At 48.8% G+C, this 20,896-nt stretch carries 19 protein-coding genes; 7 read left to right on the top strand and 12 right to left on the bottom strand.

The window, feature by feature from the left end; translation table 11 throughout:
• Positions 1-60: 60 nt before the first annotated feature.
• The gene (gene cmoB, locus C1752_RS24805; protein ID WP_110988739.1) at positions 61-1,029 is read left to right on the top strand and encodes a tRNA 5-methoxyuridine(34)/uridine 5-oxyacetic acid(34) synthase CmoB; all 969 of its coding nucleotides are present in this window, start codon (positions 61-63) and stop codon (positions 1,027-1,029) included.
• A 72-nt stretch (positions 1,030-1,101) separates the two neighbouring features.
• Here the strand turns inward: cmoB and C1752_RS24800 are convergent, their stop codons facing one another.
• Both C1752_RS24800 and alaS read right to left on the bottom strand, forming a co-directional pair.
• Positions 1,102-1,764: an HAD family hydrolase gene (locus C1752_RS24800; protein WP_110988738.1), complete on the bottom strand. Its 663-nt coding sequence runs from the start codon at positions 1,762-1,764 to the stop codon at positions 1,102-1,104.
• Positions 1,764-4,373, bottom strand: a complete 2,610-nt coding sequence (gene alaS / locus C1752_RS24795; RefSeq protein ID WP_110988737.1) for an alanine--tRNA ligase — start codon at positions 4,371-4,373, stop codon at positions 1,764-1,766. The genes C1752_RS24800 and alaS overlap by 1 nt, the downstream gene beginning before the upstream one ends.
• Before the next feature lie 859 nt (positions 4,374-5,232).
• On the opposite strand from alaS, the gene C1752_RS24790 reads away from it, so the two are divergent.
• A complete protein-coding gene (locus C1752_RS24790; protein WP_110988736.1) occupies positions 5,233-5,697 on the top strand; it encodes a hypothetical protein in 465 nt (154 codons plus the stop codon).
• Between the two features lie 440 nt (positions 5,698-6,137).
• Positions 6,138-6,602 (top strand): DoxX family protein, encoded by a 465-nt coding sequence (locus tag C1752_RS24785; protein ID WP_110988735.1) that lies wholly within the window; start codon positions 6,138-6,140, stop codon positions 6,600-6,602.
• Here C1752_RS24785 and C1752_RS24780 read toward each other — a convergent pair.
• Positions 6,580-7,143 carry a (2Fe-2S) ferredoxin domain-containing protein gene (locus tag C1752_RS24780; RefSeq protein WP_110988734.1) on the bottom strand — a complete coding sequence of 188 codons (564 nt, stop codon included), beginning with the start codon at positions 7,141-7,143 and terminating at the stop codon, positions 6,580-6,582. The genes C1752_RS24785 and C1752_RS24780 overlap by 23 nt on opposite strands.
• 79 nt (positions 7,144-7,222) lie before the next feature.
• Positions 7,223-8,365, bottom strand: a complete 1,143-nt coding sequence (locus C1752_RS24775; protein WP_110988733.1) for a citrate synthase — start codon at positions 8,363-8,365, stop codon at positions 7,223-7,225.
• 592 nt (positions 8,366-8,957) lie between these two features.
• Between C1752_RS24775 and C1752_RS28645 the strand changes: the two genes are divergently transcribed.
• Both C1752_RS28645 and C1752_RS24770 read left to right on the top strand, forming a co-directional pair.
• Positions 8,958-9,443 (top strand): hypothetical protein, encoded by a 486-nt coding sequence (locus C1752_RS28645; protein WP_158535194.1) that lies wholly within the window; start codon positions 8,958-8,960, stop codon positions 9,441-9,443.
• A gap of 239 nt (positions 9,444-9,682) precedes the next feature.
• Positions 9,683-10,207, top strand: coding sequence for a PM1101 family membrane protein (locus C1752_RS24770; RefSeq protein ID WP_110988732.1), 525 nt, complete (start codon positions 9,683-9,685; stop codon positions 10,205-10,207).
• A 185-nt stretch (positions 10,208-10,392) separates the two neighbouring features.
• Here the strand turns inward: C1752_RS24770 and C1752_RS24765 are convergent, their stop codons facing one another.
• The 6 genes from C1752_RS24765 to C1752_RS24735 form a co-directional block, all read right to left on the bottom strand.
• Positions 10,393-12,015 carry a dynamin family protein gene (locus tag C1752_RS24765; RefSeq protein ID WP_110988731.1) on the bottom strand — a complete coding sequence of 541 codons (1,623 nt, stop codon included), beginning with the start codon at positions 12,013-12,015 and terminating at the stop codon, positions 10,393-10,395.
• Positions 12,016-12,020: 5 nt separating this feature from the next.
• Positions 12,021-14,102: a dynamin family protein gene (locus C1752_RS24760; protein WP_110988730.1), complete on the bottom strand. Its 2,082-nt coding sequence runs from the start codon at positions 14,100-14,102 to the stop codon at positions 12,021-12,023.
• A 63-nt stretch (positions 14,103-14,165) separates the two neighbouring features.
• Entirely contained in the window at positions 14,166-14,711 is a 546-nt protein-coding gene (locus C1752_RS24755; RefSeq protein WP_110988729.1) for a hypothetical protein, read from the bottom strand.
• Positions 14,712-14,789: 78 nt separating this feature from the next.
• Positions 14,790-15,131: a hypothetical protein gene (locus C1752_RS24750; protein ID WP_146242425.1), complete on the bottom strand. Its 342-nt coding sequence runs from the start codon at positions 15,129-15,131 to the stop codon at positions 14,790-14,792.
• 282 nt (positions 15,132-15,413) lie between these two features.
• On the bottom strand, positions 15,414-16,538 hold the full coding sequence (locus C1752_RS24740) for a class I SAM-dependent methyltransferase (RefSeq protein WP_110988726.1): 1,125 nt from the start codon (positions 16,536-16,538) through the stop codon (positions 15,414-15,416).
• A 135-nt stretch (positions 16,539-16,673) separates the two neighbouring features.
• Positions 16,674-17,909, bottom strand: coding sequence for a class I SAM-dependent methyltransferase (locus tag C1752_RS24735; RefSeq protein ID WP_110988725.1), 1,236 nt, complete (start codon positions 17,907-17,909; stop codon positions 16,674-16,676).
• 182 nt (positions 17,910-18,091) lie between these two features.
• On the opposite strand from C1752_RS24735, the gene C1752_RS24730 reads away from it, so the two are divergent.
• Positions 18,092-18,760 carry an HAD family hydrolase gene (locus C1752_RS24730; RefSeq protein ID WP_110988724.1) on the top strand — a complete coding sequence of 223 codons (669 nt, stop codon included), beginning with the start codon at positions 18,092-18,094 and terminating at the stop codon, positions 18,758-18,760.
• A gap of 11 nt (positions 18,761-18,771) precedes the next feature.
• Here the strand turns inward: C1752_RS24730 and C1752_RS24725 are convergent, their stop codons facing one another.
• Both C1752_RS24725 and cysH read right to left on the bottom strand, forming a co-directional pair.
• Positions 18,772-19,026, bottom strand: a complete 255-nt coding sequence (locus C1752_RS24725; protein ID WP_233501876.1) for a MoaD/ThiS family protein — start codon at positions 19,024-19,026, stop codon at positions 18,772-18,774.
• Between the two features lie 2 nt (positions 19,027-19,028).
• Positions 19,029-19,754 carry a phosphoadenosine phosphosulfate reductase gene (gene cysH / locus C1752_RS24720; protein WP_110988722.1) on the bottom strand — a complete coding sequence of 242 codons (726 nt, stop codon included), beginning with the start codon at positions 19,752-19,754 and terminating at the stop codon, positions 19,029-19,031.
• Positions 19,755-19,915: 161 nt separating this feature from the next.
• On the opposite strand from cysH, the gene C1752_RS24715 reads away from it, so the two are divergent.
• The coding region (locus C1752_RS24715; RefSeq protein WP_110988721.1) for an alpha/beta hydrolase at positions 19,916-20,896 on the top strand (981 nt) is incomplete at its 3' end.

The following is a 20,896-nucleotide window of genomic DNA, read 5'->3' as shown; positions in this document are numbered from 1 at the left end:
TCTTTTCCTCAACTCTTTCTAGAGCATGGCATAGTCTAGGGAGGCTTGGAACTCCCGTTTATGCTTGAACTCGATCGATTGTATGACCGTCTCTCTCGAACCTCTGTGCGCCCCTGGCTAGAGACGCTGCCAACACAGCTCCAAACAGCACCGAAAAAGCACGGTCATATGGAGCAATGGCAGCAGGCCGTTGCCAGTCTTCCAGATGCGCTGCCCAGTGAGGTCGATTTGGTCAACGGTGTCAGGATCGGTCGGTCAAAGGATATTGATGGGGAACTGCAAGAGCAACTTGTAACAGCTCTGAAGCAGCTCAAGCCCTGGCGCAAAGGACCGTTTGAGCTATTTGGTCTCCATCTCGATACGGAGTGGCGTTCTGACTGGAAGTGGGAGCGTATTAAGGACCAGATTCAACCCCTGGAGGGGCGGGTGATTTTAGATGTGGGCTGCGGAAATGGTTACTATGCTTGGCGGATGGCGGGGGCCGGGGCTGCACTGGTGATTGGTTTAGATCCATCGCGCTTATTTGAAATGCAGTATGCGGCGATGCGACGCTATCTACCGCAACCAGAAGTCTACGTGTTGCCGCTGGGGATTGAACATCTGCCGGGTTGTTTGTGTGCTTTTGATACGGTGTTTTCGATGGGTGTGCTGTATCACCGCCGCGAACCACTGGAGCATCTGGCGGTGCTGGGTGATGCACTGAGGCCGGGGGGAGAGTTAGTGCTGGAGACTTTGGTGCTGGCGGGAGAGCAAGAGCAAGTACTGGTGCCCGAAGATCGCTATGCTCAAATGCGGAATGTGTGGGCGATTCCTTCTTGCGGTACCCTCAGGCTTTGGCTGGCTCAATGCGGGTTTCAAGACGTTCGGATTGTGGATGTGACGCCGACGACGGTTCAAGAGCAGCGGGCAACAGATTGGATGATGAAGCAATCGCTGGCGGATTTTTTAGATCCCAATGATGTGACGAAGACGATTGAGGGCTATCCGGGGCCGGTGAGAGGGGTTGCGATCGCAACTAAGCCCGAGTGAAGACCTATTATTAACGAATTGAAGGCCGCTGCTGTATCGTTGCCGCATGCTACTTGTGCAATCAGTATTCAATCACGGATCGACAAAGCCATTGATAATCTGCGGAAGCTGTCTCATATCAGAACAGATGGCGTCTGCAATGGAGCATTTAGAATGTACCGAGCTAGGAATAAATATGGTGTGTAATCCTGTATCCCTTGCCCCTTCAATATCTGCGACAGGATTATCTCCGACGTAGATAGCCTCTGATGTATCAATTCCGAGTTCTTTACAACTGAGCTCAAAGATTCTTGGGTCAGGCTTGCGAATATCTACGGCCTGAGAAACAATGATGCTCTCAAACTGCGAAGCAAATCCAAGGCTTTGAAAGTTACGTTCTTGGAAAGGTGTCATCCCATTAGAAATCAGACCTAGTTTGTAGTTCTTCGAAATTTCATCGAGCGCATCTCTGACCCCATTCTTTGGAACGGAAAATCCACAGAAACACAGTTCGTAAACGGATAGAAGTTCTGGAACACTCCAACCCTGTATTTCAAATTCAGAAATTAAACTCTCGTAAACTCTATCTTTCCAGACAGTACCGTTTGCATCTAATTCGATGAAGCGGGCTATAAATAAATTCTCATCATTTATATTAGTTCGCAGCATGCCGCGACACTGCCATTTAGCGAAACTTATCAGTGATTGTTCGCGATCAAGGAGTGTCTGATCTAGATCAAAGATAACTGCCTTCATCAACCGAGAGCATCACTTAACTGTTGTCGAGCGTCAGCTAAGGCTGCGCCCAGTTTGCTGGGATCGCGTCCGCCCGCCTGTGCTAAGTTCGGACGACCGCCGCCGCCGCCGCCGCATTGTTTTGCGATCGCACCCACAAATTTCCCTGCCTGCAGCCCTTGCTTAATCACTTCTGGACTAAACGCCGCCACCAGACTGACTTTGCCAGCCTCTGGGACAGACCCCAGCACCACTGCACCTTCACCTAGCTTTTGCAATAGCCGTTCCGCCGCCGTCTTCAACGCTTCAGGATCGACACCTTCAAGTTGAGACACCAGCACCTTAAATGAACCAACCGAATCCGCCTGCTCGACAAGCTGATCAGATTTAGTAATGGCTAGCTCAGATTTGAGTTGCTCAAGCTGTTTCTGTGTAGACTTCAACTCAGTCTGGAGGTTTGTAATCCGTTCCGGCAGTTCCTCCGGTTTGGCTTTGAATCGATCGCTCAAATCTCGCACCACGGCATCACGCACGTTGAGATACTCCAGCACAGCCGGTCCCGCAATGGCTTCAATGCGACGAATGCCAGAAGAAACACCCGCTTCAGAAACGATCTTGAAGATGCCAATCTCAGCCGTATTTGTGACGTGGGTGCCGCCACACAGCTCCATTGACACACCAGGGACATCCATCACCCGGACTTCTGCACCGTACTTTTCGCCAAACATGGCAACGGCACCTTTGGCTTTTGCGTCAGCAATGGGCATGACGCTGGTGGTCGTTGCGTGGGCTTCTGCAATCCAGGTATTGATCTGCTCTTCGATGGACTGCAGTTCTTCTGCCGTCAATGGCTTGCCATAGTTGAAGTCAAACCGCAGGCGTTCGAAGGAAACCAGAGAACCGGCCTGTCCAATATTCTCGTCAATCAATTTTTTCAGAGCAGCTTGGAGCAAATGCGTGGCGGTGTGATGGGCCTGCACCCGACGACGACAGGCCAGATCGATCTGGGCTGAAACCTGATCGCCCACTTTGAGACTGCCGCGCTCAACCCGTCCGTAATGGATAAAAACATCGGACTCTTTTTGTACATCTTCGACGCGGACCAAAACATCTTTACCTGACAGATAGCCTTGGTCGCCAATCTGTCCCCCGGATTCGGCATAGAAAGGGGTTTGGTCGAGCGCTACTTGCACCTGCGTTCCGGCCTCAGCACTATCGGCAGACTTGCCTTCTACTAGCAATGCCTTTACCGCAGCGCTAGAGTCGGGCTGGGTATAGCCCAAAAACTCAGTGGGATGAATCTTGAGCTGACTCAAGGCACCCTGAGCGGTGAGATCGATAGTTTCGTGGGCATCACGGGAGCGATCGCGCTGCTTCGCCATTTCTGCTTCAAAACCTTTTTCGTCCACCGTTAGCCCCTGCTCGGCGGCGATCTCTTGGGTTAGCTCAAACGGGAAACCGTGGGTGTCGTAGAGAGTAAAGGCGTCTTCGCCGGAGATTTGCTTTGGTTTACTAGCCATAATGTCAGCCAGCAGTTTTTCGCCTCGCCCTAACGTAGCCAAGAACTGGGCCTCTTCGCGCTCTAGCTCTGCTTTAATGGCTGACTCCCGTTCGCGGACGGTAGGGAAAGCAGATTCAGAGAGTGAGATCGCACTCTCAGCGACTTCAGTTGTAAAGGCTCCCTCAATACCAATCAATCGACCGTGCCGCACAACACGCCGAATCAGCCTGCGGAGTATATAGCCGCGATCGGTATTGGAGGCCGTTACTCCATCGGCAATTAGATGTACGACCGCCCGAATATGATCGCCAATCACCTTTAGCGAAGTCTTAGTCTTCTCGTCGGACTTTTTATACTTAATCCCGGCGATCTTAGCTGCTGTCTTGATGATCGGGAGAATCAGATCGGTCTCATAGTTGTTGGGCACTCCCTGGAGGATTTGAGCCATCCGCTCTAGACCCAAGCCCGTGTCAATATTTTGCTTTTCTAGGGGTGTCAGTTTACCCTCGCTGTCCTGATTGGACTGCATGAACACTAAGTTGTAGTACTCGATAAACCGGGAATCGTCTTCGAGATCAATACTGTCGTCGCCCCTTTCAGGATAAAAGTCATAAAACAATTCTGAGGAGGGACCGCAGGGACCTGTAGGGCCACTAGTCCAGAAGTTGTCTTCTCTTATACGCTGAATTCGGTGAGCAGGAATGCCAATTTTGTCTCGCCAGATCGCAAAGGCTTCATCATCCTCTACAAACACGCTGGGGATAATGCGCTCGGGGGGGAGTTTATACACCTTTGTGGAGAGTTCCCAGGCCCAAGCAATGGCTTGTTCTTTAAAGTAATCGCCAAAGCTGAAGTTGCCCAACATCTCGAAGAAGGTATGGTGGCGGGCGGTCTTCCCGACATTCTCAATATCGTTGGTGCGAATACACTTCTGCGAAGTCGTCGCCCGTGGGTACTCAGCAGGCTTTTGGCCCAGGAAGATGGGCTTGAAGGGCAGCATCCCAGCAATGGTGAGCAGTACTGTGGGATCTTCTGGCACCAGGGAAGCACTCGGTAAGACTTGATGGTTTTTGGCCGCGTAGAAGTCGAGAAATTTCTGTCGGATTTGAGCGCCGCTGAGCTTAGCCACTGTGGGGTTCCTGTTGTGTGAGTCCTTATTTTAAATGATGCGGGGTTCGATGATCTCTGGTTTGAGAGTTGCGATCGCTTTTATTGGGCTTCTCCTACTCTCACAATTGTTGCAATACAACCCTGGGTTTAGACCCGTTGAGTAAGCGTTTGATATTGACCGGTTGAACGTGTAGCTCTGCCTTGCTAAGTAGATAGGCTTAATTGACTTGAAGATTCCTGATTAGATTCAATATCGTTGCATTGGCCCTCACCCCCCCAGCCCCCCTCTCCCAATACTGGGCGAAGGGGGAGAAAGGCAGATAGCGAGGGGATCTTTTTCCCCTCTCCCAATGTTGGGAGAGGGGCTGGGGGTGAGGGCCATGTAGAGCATTTGCTAATATCTGATCTTTAACTTGATTCTGCCTCACTACTTAGTAGGCTCTTCATCCCAGTATCGCCAAAAAAAGACAAAATCCTGATGTTGGTGTGATTTTGCAGCAGATCCCAACCATAATTCATATCGATGTAGGTCAATACTCATCTTCTACTCATTATGGCCGATAAAAGTAAGGCTAATTTTGATGAATTACTTATTGAGCACTACTGCAAGGAAATTAGGGAAGTCTTTGAGGGGGTAAATAGATTCCTTTTCCTTAAGTTTCCGATTTTGCTAGTAGCGTCATTCTCCTGAGGAAAATGGATCGTTGGAGCAAGAGAAAGTATGTAGATATAGCTCAGGAAGCCGAATCTAAATCAGGCTTTCAGCATATGCTTAAATGGGTTTCTAAAATGTTCCCTAAGCCTGCCTTAGTCCCTAGTTTCTGAGGTGCCAGCATCTTAGAAATTTCATGTAAAAATCTATTGAGGGTGTAGTAATAATGAAGAAGCTACTATTAAATGGCTTAGTTGCGGTTGCAATGGTAACCGGCTTGAACGCAATTACCTTCGAAGCACAGGCTGCTGCCACATCGGTAGTTTCTGAAGCGGGTGTGCTGCGTAACGGCGAAGATCACTTTTTTGAGGTTGCTGTTCAGGAAGAACCGCTGAAGCGTCTTCGTGTCCAATGCGTTACGTTCCATGAACTTGACAGTTTGGCCGTGTTTGTTGATGGTGTGCAAGTTGAACCTAAAGAGGACTTTGGTTTTGAAGAGTTTGCTCTTACTTTTGCAGAACCAATCCCCGCCGGTCAGACTGTTCGGGTGGTGATGCTAAATTCTCGCGTTCAAGGTCGAATTGTTCAAGGTGTCTCCGTACCCTATCGTGTATTTGCTAACTACCCCAGTCTTAGCAACGATGAATTTCCTCTCGGGACAGCAATTGTCAGAACGACTCCTAAGCGGTAACAGTTATCTAGTGAGCCAGTGGTACACGTATTGATTGGGACATTGAAATAACCAACCCATGTCTGCGAAAGGGTTGTGTTGCAAAAATTCGAGAAGACATGAGAACGCTAGAGTTCTCATGTCTTTTTATACGGCTACCCCAAAGATCTCAGAGATGAAGTGATTTTGAGAGCGGATATCTCCTTTCTCGATACCAACAATCTGACCCTTGCCAATGGCATTGATCGTCTCATATCCTCGTATTGTTCGTCTTGCGCTACAGAAGGAATGAGAAAGCTCTTAATCTACCAGCGCAAGTAACCGAGGTTGCAACAGAATCGTAAATATAATGTTTCCAACTATGGAGGCGCTGTAATTTCTGCGTGAATAATGCTCTCATAAGTTTTGGCTACGCTGTTTAAGTGATGACTAGCGTTGCACGCACCCACTGAGATAGAACAATGAATGATTACAGAACTGACCTGCGTTTGAATTCAAAGGATATTGCGATCGCATACTTCCTGCTTCGTCTTTTAATGGGCGTCAACTTCCTCAACCACGGCCTTACCCGGATTGGCAACATTCCTGGTTTTGTAGACAGTATGGTGCAGGCCATGGAAGCGTCCTATTTTCCGGAACCCTTGGTGCGTATCAATGCCTTTTTGGTCCCGATCATTGAGCTAATTGTGGGAGTGCTGATGATTGTGGGCTGGCGAACTCGCACGGCGCTAACGGTGACTTCAGCCTTGATGGTGATTTTGATGCTCGGGGTCACATCTGTACAGAATTGGGATGCTGCGGGCAGTCAGTTGGTCTATGGTTTGATCCTGTTTATTCTGCTGGCCTGCAGCAGCTTCAACACAGTGTCTGTAGATCACTGGCTGAAAACCAAATCTTTAAGTTCTAAGCCTGAGAAATCAGTCTAGGAGCATCACTGGGTTTGACCTTCTGGTAGCGCTGCTTTCCGGGCATAACGACAACATTCGGACCTTTTTTGCAGTGCCCCATGCAGCCGGTGGGCTTGATTGTGATGTCTTCGGTGAGGTTGCGATCGCAAATTACTGTCTCAACCGCTTTCTCAACTCCCTTTGCGCCACGCTTCACACAGCTCGACTTCAAGCAAATCAAAACCTTACCGGACTGAGTTGAAGGCGAACTAGAGTTTTCAGGCGCGCCGTTGGTGGAGTGGGAGGGGGCGATCTCCGGCGCAATAACGCGAAGCTCTGTTGCCTTCAAGATACACCGGCCTCCCTTCGGTTCTAGGGAACCTGTGATCCAAACCCACTCTCCTTTCTTCAAGCCAGAGCAGCCTTGCTTGCGCAGTTTTTTAGAAAGATGGATATAGTACTTTCCCTGTTTTGTCTCGACTCGCAGAGCTTTGGGCTTTTTCTTCTGCTTTCCATACAGGCGCAATAAACGTCCCTGAACTGTGAAGCTAGAAATATCCGTAAATTGAGAGCGTTCCATGAAGCAGTTGAGTTCTACTGTTTTAGCCTAGGCTTGGTGAGCTATCTCGTCATCCCTCTTAAGACAGGCAATCAGAACTTTATCCCGCTCTCTCGACGACAGGAATATATCCTTGATCATGTTGGCCTGCGTAAATTTGGGTGGGGCGGTAAATACGATTGGCTTCGAGCTGTTCTTTCCAGTGGGCTAGCCAGCCGACGGTCCGGGCTGTCGCAAAAATGGGCGTAAACAAATCTGACGGAATGCCGAGCTGTCGGTAAATTAAGCCAGAGTAAAACTCGATGTTGGCGTAGATCTTGCGGTCTCCAAGACGCTCTTCGACAGCTTTTTCGAGTTCTTGGGCGATGCCATAGTAGCGATCGCAACCAAAGGTCTCTGATAGCTGTTCCGCTAACCCCTGCAAGATCTTAGCCCGAGGGTCTTTGACGCGATAAATCCGGTGGCCGAACCCCATAATTTTCTCACCTTGAGCCAGCTTTTGATCGAGGTAGGGGCGTACATTTTCCACAGTGCCAATTTCATTGAGCATTGGAATCACGGTTTCATTCGCGCCTCCGTGGAGTGGCCCCCCCAGTGTTCCCACTGCCGATGCCACGATCGCGTAGGGATCTGTGAGTGTCGAGCCAGTGACTCTTGCTGAGAAGGTGGAAGCGTTTAGTGAATGTTCGGCATGGAGCAGCAGACAGGTATCGAAGACTTGGGCCTGCAGTGGATGAGGTTCCTGCTCGTTGAGCATGTAGAGAAAGTTAGCGGTGTGGTCGAGGTCATCACGAGGCTTGATTGGGTCGTTACCTTTACGCAAATGCCGGAAGGCTGCCACCATCGTCGGTAGCTTTGCTAGCAGGCGCACAATCGACTCCCGCATGTAGGCTGGGTCGTCGAGCTTCCGCTGCGAATAAAATAGGCCCAGAGCTGCTACGGAAGCCTGGAGTGCATCCATTGGGTGTCCGCTGGCCGGGAAGCACTCCATCGCATCTCGAATGCGATATTTTGTGCGGCGGTGATGAATAATCTCTTGCTTAAAGGTGTCGAAGTCTTTTTGGCTGGGCAGGTTGCCCCAAATCAATAAGTAGGCCGTTTCTAGAAAGCTGCTCTTCTGGGCCAGCTCAGTGATCGGAATGCCGCGATATTCGAGCTGTCCGGTTTTGCCGTCGATAAAGCAGATGCTCGATCGAGCTGCTGGCACGTTTTCTAGGCCAGGAGAATAGTCGCAAACTGCCATAATCTTGTTTCGCTAGAGCATGGATCACGGTGGGCTGCTGCATAGACTCCCGTGAATGCCTCAATCATAGCCCTGTTCTAGAGTTTTCTGTGTTCAGGGACAAACTATTCTGTTAAGAGACTCGCTAGTTGCTGACGGAGATATGCTTTTTTTGATTTTCCCAGAGTTAAAAGAGTACTTGGCACCCTTCGCTAATCTGATTCCATTACGTGTGCCCGATAAAACCCTGAATCGCTAGATATATAGGAAGTTTTCTTCCTATATATCTACAAAATTTTGATAAAGACAATCTGTATTTTTTCTCTGAATAGGATTTTTATATCGGAATATATTTTTGATATAAACTCAAGGTAGAGAGTGTTATATTATGCCTACTTAAGGACTTTAGACGTTCTATTGTCTGCTAATCATTTTCTCTTGGTGGGGAATTTGCCTTCTAAATATAGTTGGACCTCTTTCACATGGCTCCTTGTATGTCGCGGGAAGATTGATTTTCCTGGAAATGTGGGAGGGTCATTTACTTCAAAGAGTCCCAAGTTGTTTGGAATTTTTTGTGCCTCAGTCTCATTCACAGTTGTAGAGGGTTTTAATCATGATTGAGTACTTTACTGCTTTGTTCTCTGCTAAATCTCTTAAAAAACTTAGCCTAGTTCTTGCAGTAGTTTTTGTACCTACTTTTAGCATTTCTAGAAATGCGAGCGCTGCAAGTTATGAAGCCTGTATTAGGAATGATTCAGATTATCCAGTGATTGTCCAGTGGGGGTTTCATGGGGGTAGCTGGGATGAAATTGTTATTGGTAAGGGCGATAGTCACCGATTTCCGACTTCCTTATCCCCCGGTGAACAGTTCAACAGACGGTTATTAATTGGCTTGTATGACAGGAGCCGATCCTCTGGGAAAAGCAACTATAGTGTGATCCCATCTCCAAGTGCAAACGGAAAGTGTTTCTCAGCGGCGAAAATTGTGTCTGATGGGAGAGGGCAATTTCGATTAAGAGGTATTGGTGACCGTCCTGAGTTCACAGAGAAGGGGCATTGGTCTGATGACTGTGGGGGCTGGTGTAGAAACCGTAACTAATCTCGGGATTCCTTTTGTTTCTCATTTATGAAGAGGGTGTCACTCTACCTGTCTAACCCTATACTTCACCGGATCGGCAGATCCATCTCCTATGCTTAATTTTGTGGGATGTTTTGCCGACCGGTGAGTGCAACTGTTAGCACTGGCTTTGGTGGAATAATAATTGCTCTAAATTTTTTGAAGATTTACAATTCGTGAAAGTAGGTGTTACGCAATTTACGGGGTAGGGGTTTCTGAATATGACAGTCGTTGTTACATCTAAGAAAGAACTTCAAAGTGCTCTCAAAAGAAAAGAGCCTTCCATTTTGATAAAGGAGCCCGAACTTGCCAAGCGAGTCAATACGATCATGACTGCTAAGCGTCTTACAAAAAAGGTTCTAGTAAACCTCCTTGTTGTCGCAGGTTTTTCCGTGGCGGCAGCAACAGCTTTAGTGCTGACAGGAGGCATGGCTGGAATTGTTGGAATTCTATCTGGTTTCTTTGGAGGGGGCGCAGTAGGTTCAAGTTCCACAGCAACAAGTGTAATAATCACTAAGCTTTCAGCAGATGCAACGATTGCATCTGCTGCGGCAACAACGGGAACAGCGGCTACAACAGGTGGCGGAGTCTCGGCGGCTGGTATTGTTGGTGGGGGCGCTGTTGGTGGTTTAGGACTGTTTGGTATAACAGCTATGATAAAAAATGACTATGTCATCGATGAATTTGAAATCAGTCTGGGATTAAAAATAAAAATTAAGCCCGATAGGAAAGGAAAAAATAAGTAGATCGGCATAACTCAATACATAAATGCTATTCCTAGAATCGAATTCATTAATCTTTCCTTCTTACCATCTAGCTTACAGGTATTTCACACTTTGGCTTCAAGTCTAACCAAGCGATGGAGGGGACGTCTGAGTTACCCTGCGAATTTGGCTCTTTTTCATGGCTGCACGCCGCTCATCGTAATCCGTTAACAGGACTGCTGCAATTGCTCTAGAGTTGATCGTAGAAGCCGTAGTTGGTGGTTTTGCGATTGGTTGATATGTTGTTTGTCTAGAATTGCTGACTGGAGAATAGATTGAGCGGCACTCTGGTACTGCTGCAGAGCTGCAAAGGCGACTTGGCTAAATTGTGTCAGATAGTTTCTGATCTGTTCTTCCTCCTGTCCTGTCTTTGAAGCTGGAGGTTGAGTATCGCCCGAACTCTCTTTCTTATTCAAAAGATAGCTAGCTCCCCCAAGGACTGCTGCGCCGACGGGACCGCTGAGCAGGAGGCCGACCCCAGTTGCGATCGCAACTGGGGTCACGTCTTTCCCAGATGTCGAGGATGAAGGAGCAGCCGTCTGAGCCGATTTCACACTGGGCGCAGGTGGAAAAGCCACCCACAGGTCAGCAGGACGGGGCTGCTCAAAAAACTCACAGGCTTTATGAACCGGGCTAACCACCGCTTTTTGGTGATGCATCCATGCAGGGCGGAACGTTTGAGTAACCCAATCCTCAAATTTGTTCTCCTGAAGTGCTAACGTAGCGCTGCCTTGATATTGATTGAGTAAATTTTGCAGTTCTAACCAAGTTTGTAGCGCTTGAGTTTGTGCTCGGAAGTCCTGCTGTAGAAGCCTTTGGGCCTTCTGCTTAATCTGGGAACGTTTCTCCGCCCGCTGTTGCACTTCTTCCTGCTTGACTTGGAGTACAGAAACTTGTTTCTGGAGTGCTACAGTGACCTGCTCAGAAAGCTTTTGCAATCGCGGCATTCGCAGCCGTATTAAATCCTGCTGAGGTGTGGCAATAAAGCTCTGGAGGGCTGCCTCTAGCATCGGTAACCCTGAATTTGTGAGGGCTGCACCATCTCCCTGGAGTCTAGACCGGAGGGCGGGTAAGGCATCGACGCGATAGAGATTGCTAATGCCGGGGGGCAGATGGCTCCGAAAGCTCTCGGCAATAAATCGCAGCCGAGTCATCACCTGTTTTTGGTCGTCTGGTTCCACCAGATTCAAAAAGTTGACCACAAAAATCACGGTGGAGATTCCCTGATCTAGCAGCCAATCTCTAAGCTGTTCCCGCTCTAAAAGCGTCATCAGTTGGCGACCATCGACGACCTGGATCACTAGATCGGCCTGTAGCAGTTGCTCCCGAACGATCTCATCCTGTGCTTCCTGATCATTCGTACCCGGTAGATCAATAAACTCGACGCCCTGAGTCAGTAACGGGGCCGTTGACTGTACCTCAATAGAGTCCACATCACCTCGCATCTGGCGTTGATCATCGAGAGTGGCGTATTCCTCTAGAATTGCTGTGCCACTTTCAGAGATTTGACGGCCATCCGTGAGATTAATTTGCGTACGCAGTTCGGGGCCTGCTTTAACGGTAATCGCTGCACCTGTTGCTGGAATCAGATCCATCGGCAGCAGTCGGTCCCCCAACAAAGCATTGAGGAGGGTTGATTTACCGAAGTTGAAGGGACCGAAGACAGCGATGCGAGTGCTGGGATTAGAGATGCGATCGCATCCCGTCAAAACCTGCTGTCGCAGCTCTTCATTTCCTTCTAATAGACCTACAGCCGTCTGCAGCGTTTGAACCAGCGGTATTTCAGACATTATTCCTATCCTGCCAAAAGCGCTTCATAGACAGTCTCCACCCCTCGACATTCAGTTGCTACCGTTTGCTTGAGAGTGTTGAGGCGCTTCAGTTCTGTATCACGATGGATCTCTCGGGATTCTTTCTGCTGCACCAGATTATCCAGTTCCTGTTGCCGAGATTGAATATCGTCATTCAGGCGGGGAATCACCTCTAGCTCATAGCTGTTGAAGCACTCCTGCACCGCGCTGTAGATGGGCTGCCACTGCTCCTGGGCCACCTGGGGTAAATGCTTCACCAGTTCTCGCTTTGTCGCTTTGACCAGCTCCTTGCGAGCCTGTTCGGCTTGTAGAACTCCGACCCCAAAGCCTAGCAGTGCTAGGGAAATTGGACCCAGCATAATCCCAAACACAGCGCCGGATACAATGGCAATACTGCCCACAGTCATGATGTTGAGGGCGACGCTTTTGAAGTCAAAGCCTCCCGCTAGCATTGCGACTCCGGTGATATTGCCGGAAGCTAGAGAATAGAGACCCATTGCCCATTTTGCCCAGGCGGGGGAACTCTCTTCCTCGGTTACGGCTTTGGTATGACGCGGTTCAATGGGGCGTCCGGTTAACTTTTCGGTGATCTGATCCAGAATACTTTGATAGGAAGCACCATACTTGATTGCTTCTTTCGACAGATCATCAAAGGCTGTGCCCAAGTCCTTCTCTGCTTGGAGCGTCCAGGCAAAAAACTTGTCGTTGACGTACTGCTGAAAGGCTTGCTTTAGGGCCGCATCTAGGGCTGAACGTTTGTCCTGATTGAAGATATCTAAGATTTTGAGGCTAGGCGGCTGATACTTGAGAAAATCTTCTTCAAAGGTTTGTTCAAGGCCAAACACGTAGTCCCGGAAAGAATCTGCTATTTGACGAGACTTGCGATCTCGCAGCCGATGAATCTCTCCCTGAAACTGATCGCGGATGCCTACCAACTGTCCAAACTCTGGCTCCACAGAACTAATAAGCTGCTTGAGTTCTGTCACATCTTGATCTAGAAGCGGAATCCGACGATCCACTGAGTCTGCGACCCGTTCCCGTGCCTGTCGTGCAATCGTCCGCGCCTGACGCAGTTCTGACACCGCTCGCTCCTCTGTCAAAAAGGTATTAAGCGCGCCCATAAAAGCCGGAAAACCTGTTCCCTCTAATTGTGCATCGGTATCTTTCAGTCGTTTTCTCAATGCCTTGAGAGCCGAGATTTCAAACACACGCTCATGGTAGAGATCAGTCTCCTCCACCTGACAGTAAGATGCAAGATGGGTCTGAAAAACCTTTCGCAGCTTTGATTCAGCCGCCTGTAGCTCCTCAACATCATCAGGATCGATCAGACTTTCTTTGACCTGATCCCAAGCGTTAATTAAGAAAAAGATCGAGAGACCGCGTTCCTTCATATAATTTTCTAGATAGCGGCGCTCGGCCATCGTGCAGGGTTGAGAGGCCCGCAACACAAACAAAACCGCATGGCAGTTATTGATATAACCCAGCGATAGCTCATTGCGGGCCTCCGTATCGTTAAGGCCAGGACTATCGACAATCTCCACGCCTTTCTCCAGCAATGCTAGAGGATATTCCACGACGGCATGGCTGACATCAGGGAAAGCCTGCTGATTCTTCGCCGCCCATTCCTTCGCTTCTTCAGGGGCGATGGTATAGCGTTCCTTAAAGTTCTGAAAGTCAAGCTGTTCAGGACTGCTGCCGTTCTTGAAATGCACCGTTACCTGCTTTTTAGCCCCGTATTTCAGGATGGTCAGCAGAGCCGTACAGGGATTAACGTCGCTGGGCAGCAGATTCTCGCCAATCAGCGCATTGAGAAATGTACTTTTACCCCGTTTCATATCGCCTAACACCAGCAGCCGAAAAACGCCCTGCTTTAGATTTTGACTGGCCCGACTAATGTCTTCAATGTCTCGCTCTAGGCCAAGCTGTCCTGACCCCTGCTCTGCGGCTCGTTCTGCCTGCTGGATGGCTTGAGACATTTCGCTTAGGTGTCCCGCAATGTGTTGACGGGCTTGGGCAACGCGGCCTAAGTCTTGCAAAAATGTTTTGGAGGCGACGGTATTACTCATGTTGTTCGAAGGGCTGCTGCTAGAAGTACGGCTTGTGCTTTGAAGAATAGAAAGGTAAGGCGGCTATCGTCGGCCTGAATTTAGCGACATCAAATGACGATGGACAAGGTGCTCAAACTGATAAAGATAGGCGGAAATAACAATCCAAATAAGGGTGGGAAAGGTAAAGATATAGCGGGTTTTGTCCCAAGCAGAAAGGAGGGAATAAAGATTTGCATAGGATACGTCTGGAGTCGTAAAGCCACTGATGAGTCCGGCTGTGATCAAGGTGCTCAGCACAATCACCTGCCACCCATAGAGTCCTTCCCACCAGCTCATTAGATTTGGGAAAAATCCCTGCACTTTTTTTTGCGCAGAGGTTTGGGAGTCGGGGAAAAAGTGATCTAAAAACAGGTGGAGTGTGTGATGTGCGATCGCAACCACAAAAATCGGCATCAATAGCGCCAGCAATCCAAACAGAATCCCAACATTAGGCGAAAACTGAATTAGAGGATATCCCATCTGCAAAAACACCTGTCCGCCATAGGCAATTGCCCCCGTCAGTAAGAGCAGCAACACCGCACTCAACCAAGCCCCCGGATAGGGAATCCAAGTAGACCGTATTTTCATTGAGATTTTCCTAATCTGTGGGTGAGTCGGTAACGGCTGACTGACGGGTCAAACGGTTTTGAAATGCGCAAAATCTAGCTAATCTTTAGTGAAGAAGACCTGAAAAAGGGTATAGGCAAGTGCACCGAAGATCACGATTAGGCCCAGCCAGAAAGCGACACTGACGGCTGCGATTGAGACAACAGCCAACCCAACAAATTTGCTGATCGTGATTGCTCTGCGCCAGCGGCGACGAAAAGATCGTCCTGGGCGAGCATCCTCTAGCTTAGTTTCTGCATAGTCAGCCGGCTCTTGAACTTCAGGCTCTTTCGAAGTAGATCTCTGGACATCAGCGTCTAGTTCACGTAGACGAACCTCTAACTCTCTTTCTTTGAGTTCTAATTCCCGCTGTCGAAGTTCTTCTTCTCTTGAAGTCGCCATCTCTGTGATCCGTTTTGCCGCAATTATGATGTGGATGCTTACCATGAGCATCCTTGGGCGATCTTGATGCGCCTACTGTTAGGTTGCCCTTGTTCCACAGATTTCAAGACATATGGGCCAAAATGAGTTGCTTCTTAGAATTATTTAACCCATACTCATCTTTTGCTTTTATCAAACCTCATGCTCAGCTTCGCTTTACTAATCCTTTGTTCGTGAGCAATGTGGATATGCTGCCGAGGCTACAGGACTTAGAGAAGCGGGATGAGTCTTTCCGGACCCCTTTCATTTGACAGCACAAAATGCAGCCCAACCAGGATTATGGTTGCCATGCTGATGGGCGTAGTAACCCGGAACAGATAAAACCTGAAAGTTCTCTGCTGAGAAGCCTGCTGCTAATGCATAGGTTTTGAAGTCTTCAAATTTTGACGAAGCTAGATATGGCTCAGAATTGACCCAGACTTCAGTATCTCGAAAATAACGAGCCGTATGAGTTGAAGGAGAGAGAAATAATTTGCTGTCTAAATGCACCATTACCCCACCTTTATCAAGTAAACGGTAGCTCTCTTCAAATATTCTTTTCCTAGCTCCACAGGGGACTTCATGTATCAAAATATGGCTGACTACGAGATCAAAAAATTGTCCGGCGAACTTGGTTTGCTCAGCATTTTGCTGTGAAAAATAGACCTCTTGACTAAGGGCATTTGCTCGAGCATTTGCATACTTCAGCAGCGAAGAACTCAGATCGATACCCCAAGTTTTTGCTTGAGGATAGTGAGAGGCATAGGGGAGAGTGCTATGACCCACAGAACAACCCATGTCGAGAATTTTTTTGGGATCAAGTCTTGGATAATACTTCTGCAAAATATGATGAATTAATGTCTGGCCTAACTCATCGTTTAGAGAACCTAACCACCCTTGCCCATAAAGAAAGACACCGTGGTCATAAAGAATCCCTTGCCAAAAATCATCAACCTTATCCTGAAGATAGCCCCCCGGCATTCTATGGATATCAACCTTCAATTGATGTACAGGAATTTTAAGGTCGGGGAAAAGTTCTAATCTTTCTTGATTCTTTGCATAAGTCTCAAATTCTTGAGCAAGCCGATCTCGGTCCTTGCCAATCTCCTCGGAAACCTGTTGCCAAAGACTATCCTGTAGTGAACTGCGGCGTTGGTTTGCAGCTTGCATCTCTGGAGATTGATCAAGTTCTTCCCGAAAGTAAGAGTAAGAAAGTCCTTGTTTCTCTTCTGCCAGATCCAGACACGAAATTTCTTCTATTTTGCTTTGAAGAGTTTTGAAGTAATTCTGACGGAACTCTGAGATTTTACTGGCGAGTTGCAAATCTGATTCTGGTGAATGAGCCTTAGGAATGAGTGGATGTTGAGCTTGAGTATACAGAAATACCATGAGTTTGAAAGCTCTCTAACTTATATTGACTCCGATTGATGCGGAAGGCTCTGCTATCTTGGGCATGTTTTAGTATAAACCGCATGAAATGAATAATGAGGGAGCGAGTCAGCAGATAGAGGATAGATATAATCGCTATATCAAACGAGCCTGTAGCCCTTTTAATTCCTGTTTCTGCTGATGTGTGTTTATATCCCGACCCTGAATCAATACTTGAAAACCGCCTAATCCCAAAGGATTCATCAGAGAATGAATCGCATCACGCCGCCGCAGTACATCAGAGAGCTGAGTCAGATCTGCTGTGTTGTTATTGGTGACTAGGCGATTGCCTAAACCTAAAGCCATTAAGAATAGTCCTTGTTGGGTTCGTCCTAGATTTTCTAACTCTAGGGTTTCGCCGTGGCGTTCTAAGGCTGTGAAATTAACGTGACTCGTAATATCCTGCCGACCTACATATTGATAAGGATCGCCGTGAGAGGCATGGTGACGGTAGCACTGTAGTGTTCCTTGCTGACGGGCAGGGTTGTAGTACTTTTCTGCAGAATAGCCGTAATCAATGGTTAGTAAATAGCCTTGCTTTAGTTTCTTGGCGGCTTCACTCAGCCAATCTAGGGCTGCTAAATTAATCTCGCTGCGGTAGCCCTCCGGCAGTTGAGTGAGGTCAATCTCCATCCAGTCCAGATAGGCTGCTAGCTCTGGTGTTGAGGGTTGACCATGTTGCTCTTGAAAAATAGGTTGTTCAGCAGCCACATCAGGCGTTTTACCGGTCTGTACATAGATCTCAAGTAGTTCTCTCTCTTTAATCACAATTTGATGGATTGGCAACGCATCCACTAGCTCGTTGGAGAATAAGCATCCTGTGATTGAAGAGGGCGGAATCTCTGCCAGCGTCAGCCACTTTACCTTATGAATTTCTTCCCAGAAGGCTTGGAGGTGGTGCTTTTGCTCAGCAATCAGCGCTGCGGCCTTTTCCACAATTATGTATTCTAGAGCTGTCCAAAAATCAGCATAGTTTGTGTCTACTGCAGCACAGCGCTGTAGATGCCTCAGCACATCTATGGCGATCAGTCCTTGGCCTGCCCCCATTTCTACTAATGTGAATGAGCTTGGACCGTCCAGATATTGCCACATTTGAAAAAATTGTTCTGCGAGTAGTTCACCGAAGTCTGGGCCCAGGTGGGGGGCGGTGAAGAAGTCGCCTTGTATGCCAATCTGGACGGCGTTAGTGGCGTAGTAGCCCTGTTCTGGTTCATAAAGCACCCAGTCCATGTAGTCAGCGAAGGTAATTCGCTGCTGGGGTTGCTCGCTGATACGCTGAGCAATGAGTTGGCAGAGCGTGGCATTATGGGTGTCGGGTTCAATATTGGGCATGGTTAATTGTCTTGCGCGTTTGCATGAGAGATTGCCGGATACTGTGATGTTTCCGGTTCGCCTCAGAGGAAGAAGTCAAGTTTTGCGGACGATCCAAAGATACGCTATCGACCACTGCCTTACTGAGTCTGTCTGAACTTAACGCCTTGTAATCGTTCTCGTCTGAGCAGGTCTGAAAAAGCATGTCTTACTTAGCTTTGGCGAGTGATTATGATGGTACCTTAGCCACCAATGGGTACGTGAGTGGCGAGACGGTGGCGGCGCTCCAGCGCTGGAAGGCTTCTGGACGATCTCTGATTATGGTGACCGGTCGTGAGCTAAAAGAGCTGAAGGCTATTTTCCCGGAGCTGGCTTTATTTGACCAAGTGGTGGTGGAAAACGGTCCTGTAATCTATGAGCCAGCGACCGGCCAAATTCAATGCATCGCTCCGCCTCCGCCGTCAGTATTTCTCGAACAGTTAGAAGCTCAGGGCGTTTCTCCCATTGTTGTTGGTCAGGTGATTGTTGCCACCTGGGAACCCCACGACCAAACTGTGCTCGATATTATTTCGGCCTTAGGAATAGATTGGCAGGTCATCCGTAATAAGCGAGCCGTTATGGTTTTACCCAACGGCATCAATAAAGCAGCGGGTCTCCGTCACCTTCTTTTACAGATGGAGCTTGCGCCTAACCATGTCGTTGGTGTGGGTGATGCAGAAAACGATCTCGATCTGCTGCAGTTCTGTGGCTATGGGGTTGCCGTTGCTAATGCTCTGCCGGTTCTAAAAAAGAAGGCTGATTTTGTGACGCAAGGAGAACGCGGGTCGGGTGTTGCAGAACTCATTGATCGGCTGCTGATTGCGTCTGATTAAATCTGGGTGAGCTAGCCGCCGCTAACGGGCGGAATCAGGACGACTTCATCTCCTTCTTGAACAGGGGTTCCAGCATCCACGAAGGCTAGATTGAGACCGTAGCGGGTGACCTCCTTCAACTCCTCTAATTCGGGATAGGGCTGGCAGATGCGATCGCAAATCTCTCCCACTGTCGTTCCAACCGGCAGCTCTAACATAATCTCTGTCTGACCATAGGCCTCTTGATAAGCCGCAAACAGCTTCACCATGACTTTAACCGCTGTCATGGCTAAGCATGCATTCCACATTCGAGGCGACCAGCACCCCGCCAGCGTCCGGCCCGCTCATGTTCGCCATCTTGCACAATTGTCGTTAGCGGCTGGTCGCCAATACTCGCATATCCCTGATCGTAAAGCGGATTGTAGAGAACATCGTTCCCCACCACATAGCGCCAAACATCTTTATAACTCCAAGCCGCCAGCGGATTAACTTTGAGCCGCCCCTGTGAATCCCACTCAAAAATTTCCATTTCTGTGCGGGTTGCTGACTGGTCCCGACGACGACCCGTAATCCAGGCGGTTACGTTTAAGTCCTGCAGTGCTCTCTGGAGTGGCTCGACCTTTGTAATCTGGTGGTACTGCTCCAGGTCTTGTTCCCAAAGCGCCTCGCCGTAGTGGGCCGCAAAGACATCTTGCTGCTGGAATCCCTGGGGTTGATAGATGCGTAGCTCTAACCCATAGCGTTCGCGGGACTGCTCTGCCAGCGCTAAGGTCTCAGGAAAATGATGCAGCGTATCTAGAAAAATCACGGGAACTGCAGGGGATGGATTGAGATCCTGATAAAGGAGATCCATGATCACCATGCCACCAGCACCAAAGGCGGTACTCTGCACCAGGCCTTGCTCAATGTTTTCTAGGCACCACATCAGGATGCTTTTCGGATGGGCTGCCGCGAACTGCTGGTTAAGGGTTGCAACATCTAGCTGTTCAGCTAGATAGATTGTGCCTTGAGTCATGATGACAAAGTTCCCTTTGAGAAGGTTTGCTGGGGTGACAGCGCTGTCCGATAAAGACCACAATCCCCACCGGACAGCCGTAGTTTAGCAGACAAGCTTTAGCATGCCTATAGTAAAATCCACACTGTTCACTACTCTATGACTTCTGAGGCTAGACGCCAATGGCAATGCAGTTTAAAAAATTTAGTTTTGTGTTGAGGGTTGGGTTCTGTCTGGCGGGATTTTTTTTGAGTTGGTGGATCGTTTTGCCTGCCTCTACTGCCTTTTGGCTGCCACTGAGTATCGGTGCCCCAGAGGTTAGCGTCTGGCTGATGGGGATTAATGCAATCTCACTTCTTCTTTGCCTCTTTAGTAAACGCACCCTACTTTCTGTCGTTCTCATTGGCTGCAGCACCCTCGGTCTCCTGCTCTCTAGCCATCCTCTGATGCAGCTTTCAACAACTGTCCGCACTGCTGAAGCTGCTATGCAGAGTTTAGGCCCAGAATATCTCAGCACCATTCCTGCCGCCCAGCAGAATCAATTTCGGACCCGTCCTTTTATATTCTTTGATGCTCTACGGGGTATTCCGCAACCCAAGGTCCGCCAGCTCTCTAATATTGCCTTTGCCCAGCCCGAGGGTGTTCCTCTTTCTATGGAGATCTATCAGCCTCCACAGCCTGGGCGCTATCCGGGTATTGTGACTATTTATGGTGGCGCTTGGCGACGAGGCGAACCCACCGCCAACCGTAACTTCAACCGCTATATCGCAGCCCAGGGATATGTTGTCTGGGCTATTGATTATCGCCATGCCCCTCAACATCGCTTCCCTAGCCAGCTTGAAGATGTCCAGGCGGCTCTTGACTTTATTCAGAGTCATGGGGCTGAATATGAAACAGATCCCCAACAACTTGTTATGGTCGGTAGATCTGCAGGAGCACATCTAGCCATGCTTGCTGCCTATGCAACCCCTCAGCCACAGATTCGAGGTGTGGTTAACTACTATGGTCCTGTTGATTTAGCGACAGGATACGATAATCCCCCGGATCCGGATCCGATAGATACGCGCTCGGTCCTCGAGGATTTTTTAGGTAGCCTTCCCTCTGAGCGTCCAGATTTATATCGTCGAGCCTCTCCATTGACGTATGTTGCAGAAGGTCTTCCT

Origin of the sequence: Acaryochloris thomasi RCC1774 (genome assembly GCF_003231495.1) — a bacterium.
Classification (GTDB): Bacteria; Cyanobacteriota; Cyanobacteriia; order Thermosynechococcales; family Thermosynechococcaceae; genus RCC1774.
This window is presented reverse-complemented; position numbering and strand designations above follow the sequence as displayed.

Bases quoted from the DNA above. Each gene is read 5' to 3' on its own strand.
- cmoB (WP_110988739.1), top strand. From the start codon at position 61: ATGCTTGAACTCGATCGATTGTATGACCGTCTCTCTCGAACCTCTGTG.
- C1752_RS24800 (WP_110988738.1), bottom strand. From the start codon at position 1,764: ATGAAGGCAGTTATCTTTGATCTAGATCAGACACTCCTTGATCGCGAA.
- C1752_RS24790 (WP_110988736.1), top strand. From the start codon at position 5,233: ATGAAGAAGCTACTATTAAATGGCTTAGTTGCGGTTGCAATGGTAACC.
- C1752_RS24785 (WP_110988735.1), top strand. From the start codon at position 6,138: ATGAATGATTACAGAACTGACCTGCGTTTGAATTCAAAGGATATTGCG.
- C1752_RS24780 (WP_110988734.1), bottom strand. From the start codon at position 7,143: ATGGAACGCTCTCAATTTACGGATATTTCTAGCTTCACAGTTCAGGGA.
- C1752_RS24775 (WP_110988733.1), bottom strand. From the start codon at position 8,365: ATGGCAGTTTGCGACTATTCTCCTGGCCTAGAAAACGTGCCAGCAGCT.
- C1752_RS28645 (WP_158535194.1), top strand. From the start codon at position 8,958: ATGATTGAGTACTTTACTGCTTTGTTCTCTGCTAAATCTCTTAAAAAA.
- C1752_RS24770 (WP_110988732.1), top strand. From the start codon at position 9,683: ATGACAGTCGTTGTTACATCTAAGAAAGAACTTCAAAGTGCTCTCAAA.
- C1752_RS24765 (WP_110988731.1), bottom strand. From the start codon at position 12,015: ATGTCTGAAATACCGCTGGTTCAAACGCTGCAGACGGCTGTAGGTCTA.
- C1752_RS24760 (WP_110988730.1), bottom strand. From the start codon at position 14,102: ATGAGTAATACCGTCGCCTCCAAAACATTTTTGCAAGACTTAGGCCGC.
- C1752_RS24755 (WP_110988729.1), bottom strand. From the start codon at position 14,711: ATGAAAATACGGTCTACTTGGATTCCCTATCCGGGGGCTTGGTTGAGT.
- C1752_RS24750 (WP_146242425.1), bottom strand. From the start codon at position 15,131: ATGGCGACTTCAAGAGAAGAAGAACTTCGACAGCGGGAATTAGAACTC.
- C1752_RS24740 (WP_110988726.1), bottom strand. From the start codon at position 16,538: ATGGTATTTCTGTATACTCAAGCTCAACATCCACTCATTCCTAAGGCT.
- C1752_RS24735 (WP_110988725.1), bottom strand. From the start codon at position 17,909: ATGCCCAATATTGAACCCGACACCCATAATGCCACGCTCTGCCAACTC.
- C1752_RS24730 (WP_110988724.1), top strand. From the start codon at position 18,092: ATGTCTTACTTAGCTTTGGCGAGTGATTATGATGGTACCTTAGCCACC.
- C1752_RS24725 (WP_233501876.1), bottom strand. From the start codon at position 19,026: ATGACAGCGGTTAAAGTCATGGTGAAGCTGTTTGCGGCTTATCAAGAG.
- cysH (WP_110988722.1), bottom strand. From the start codon at position 19,754: ATGACTCAAGGCACAATCTATCTAGCTGAACAGCTAGATGTTGCAACC.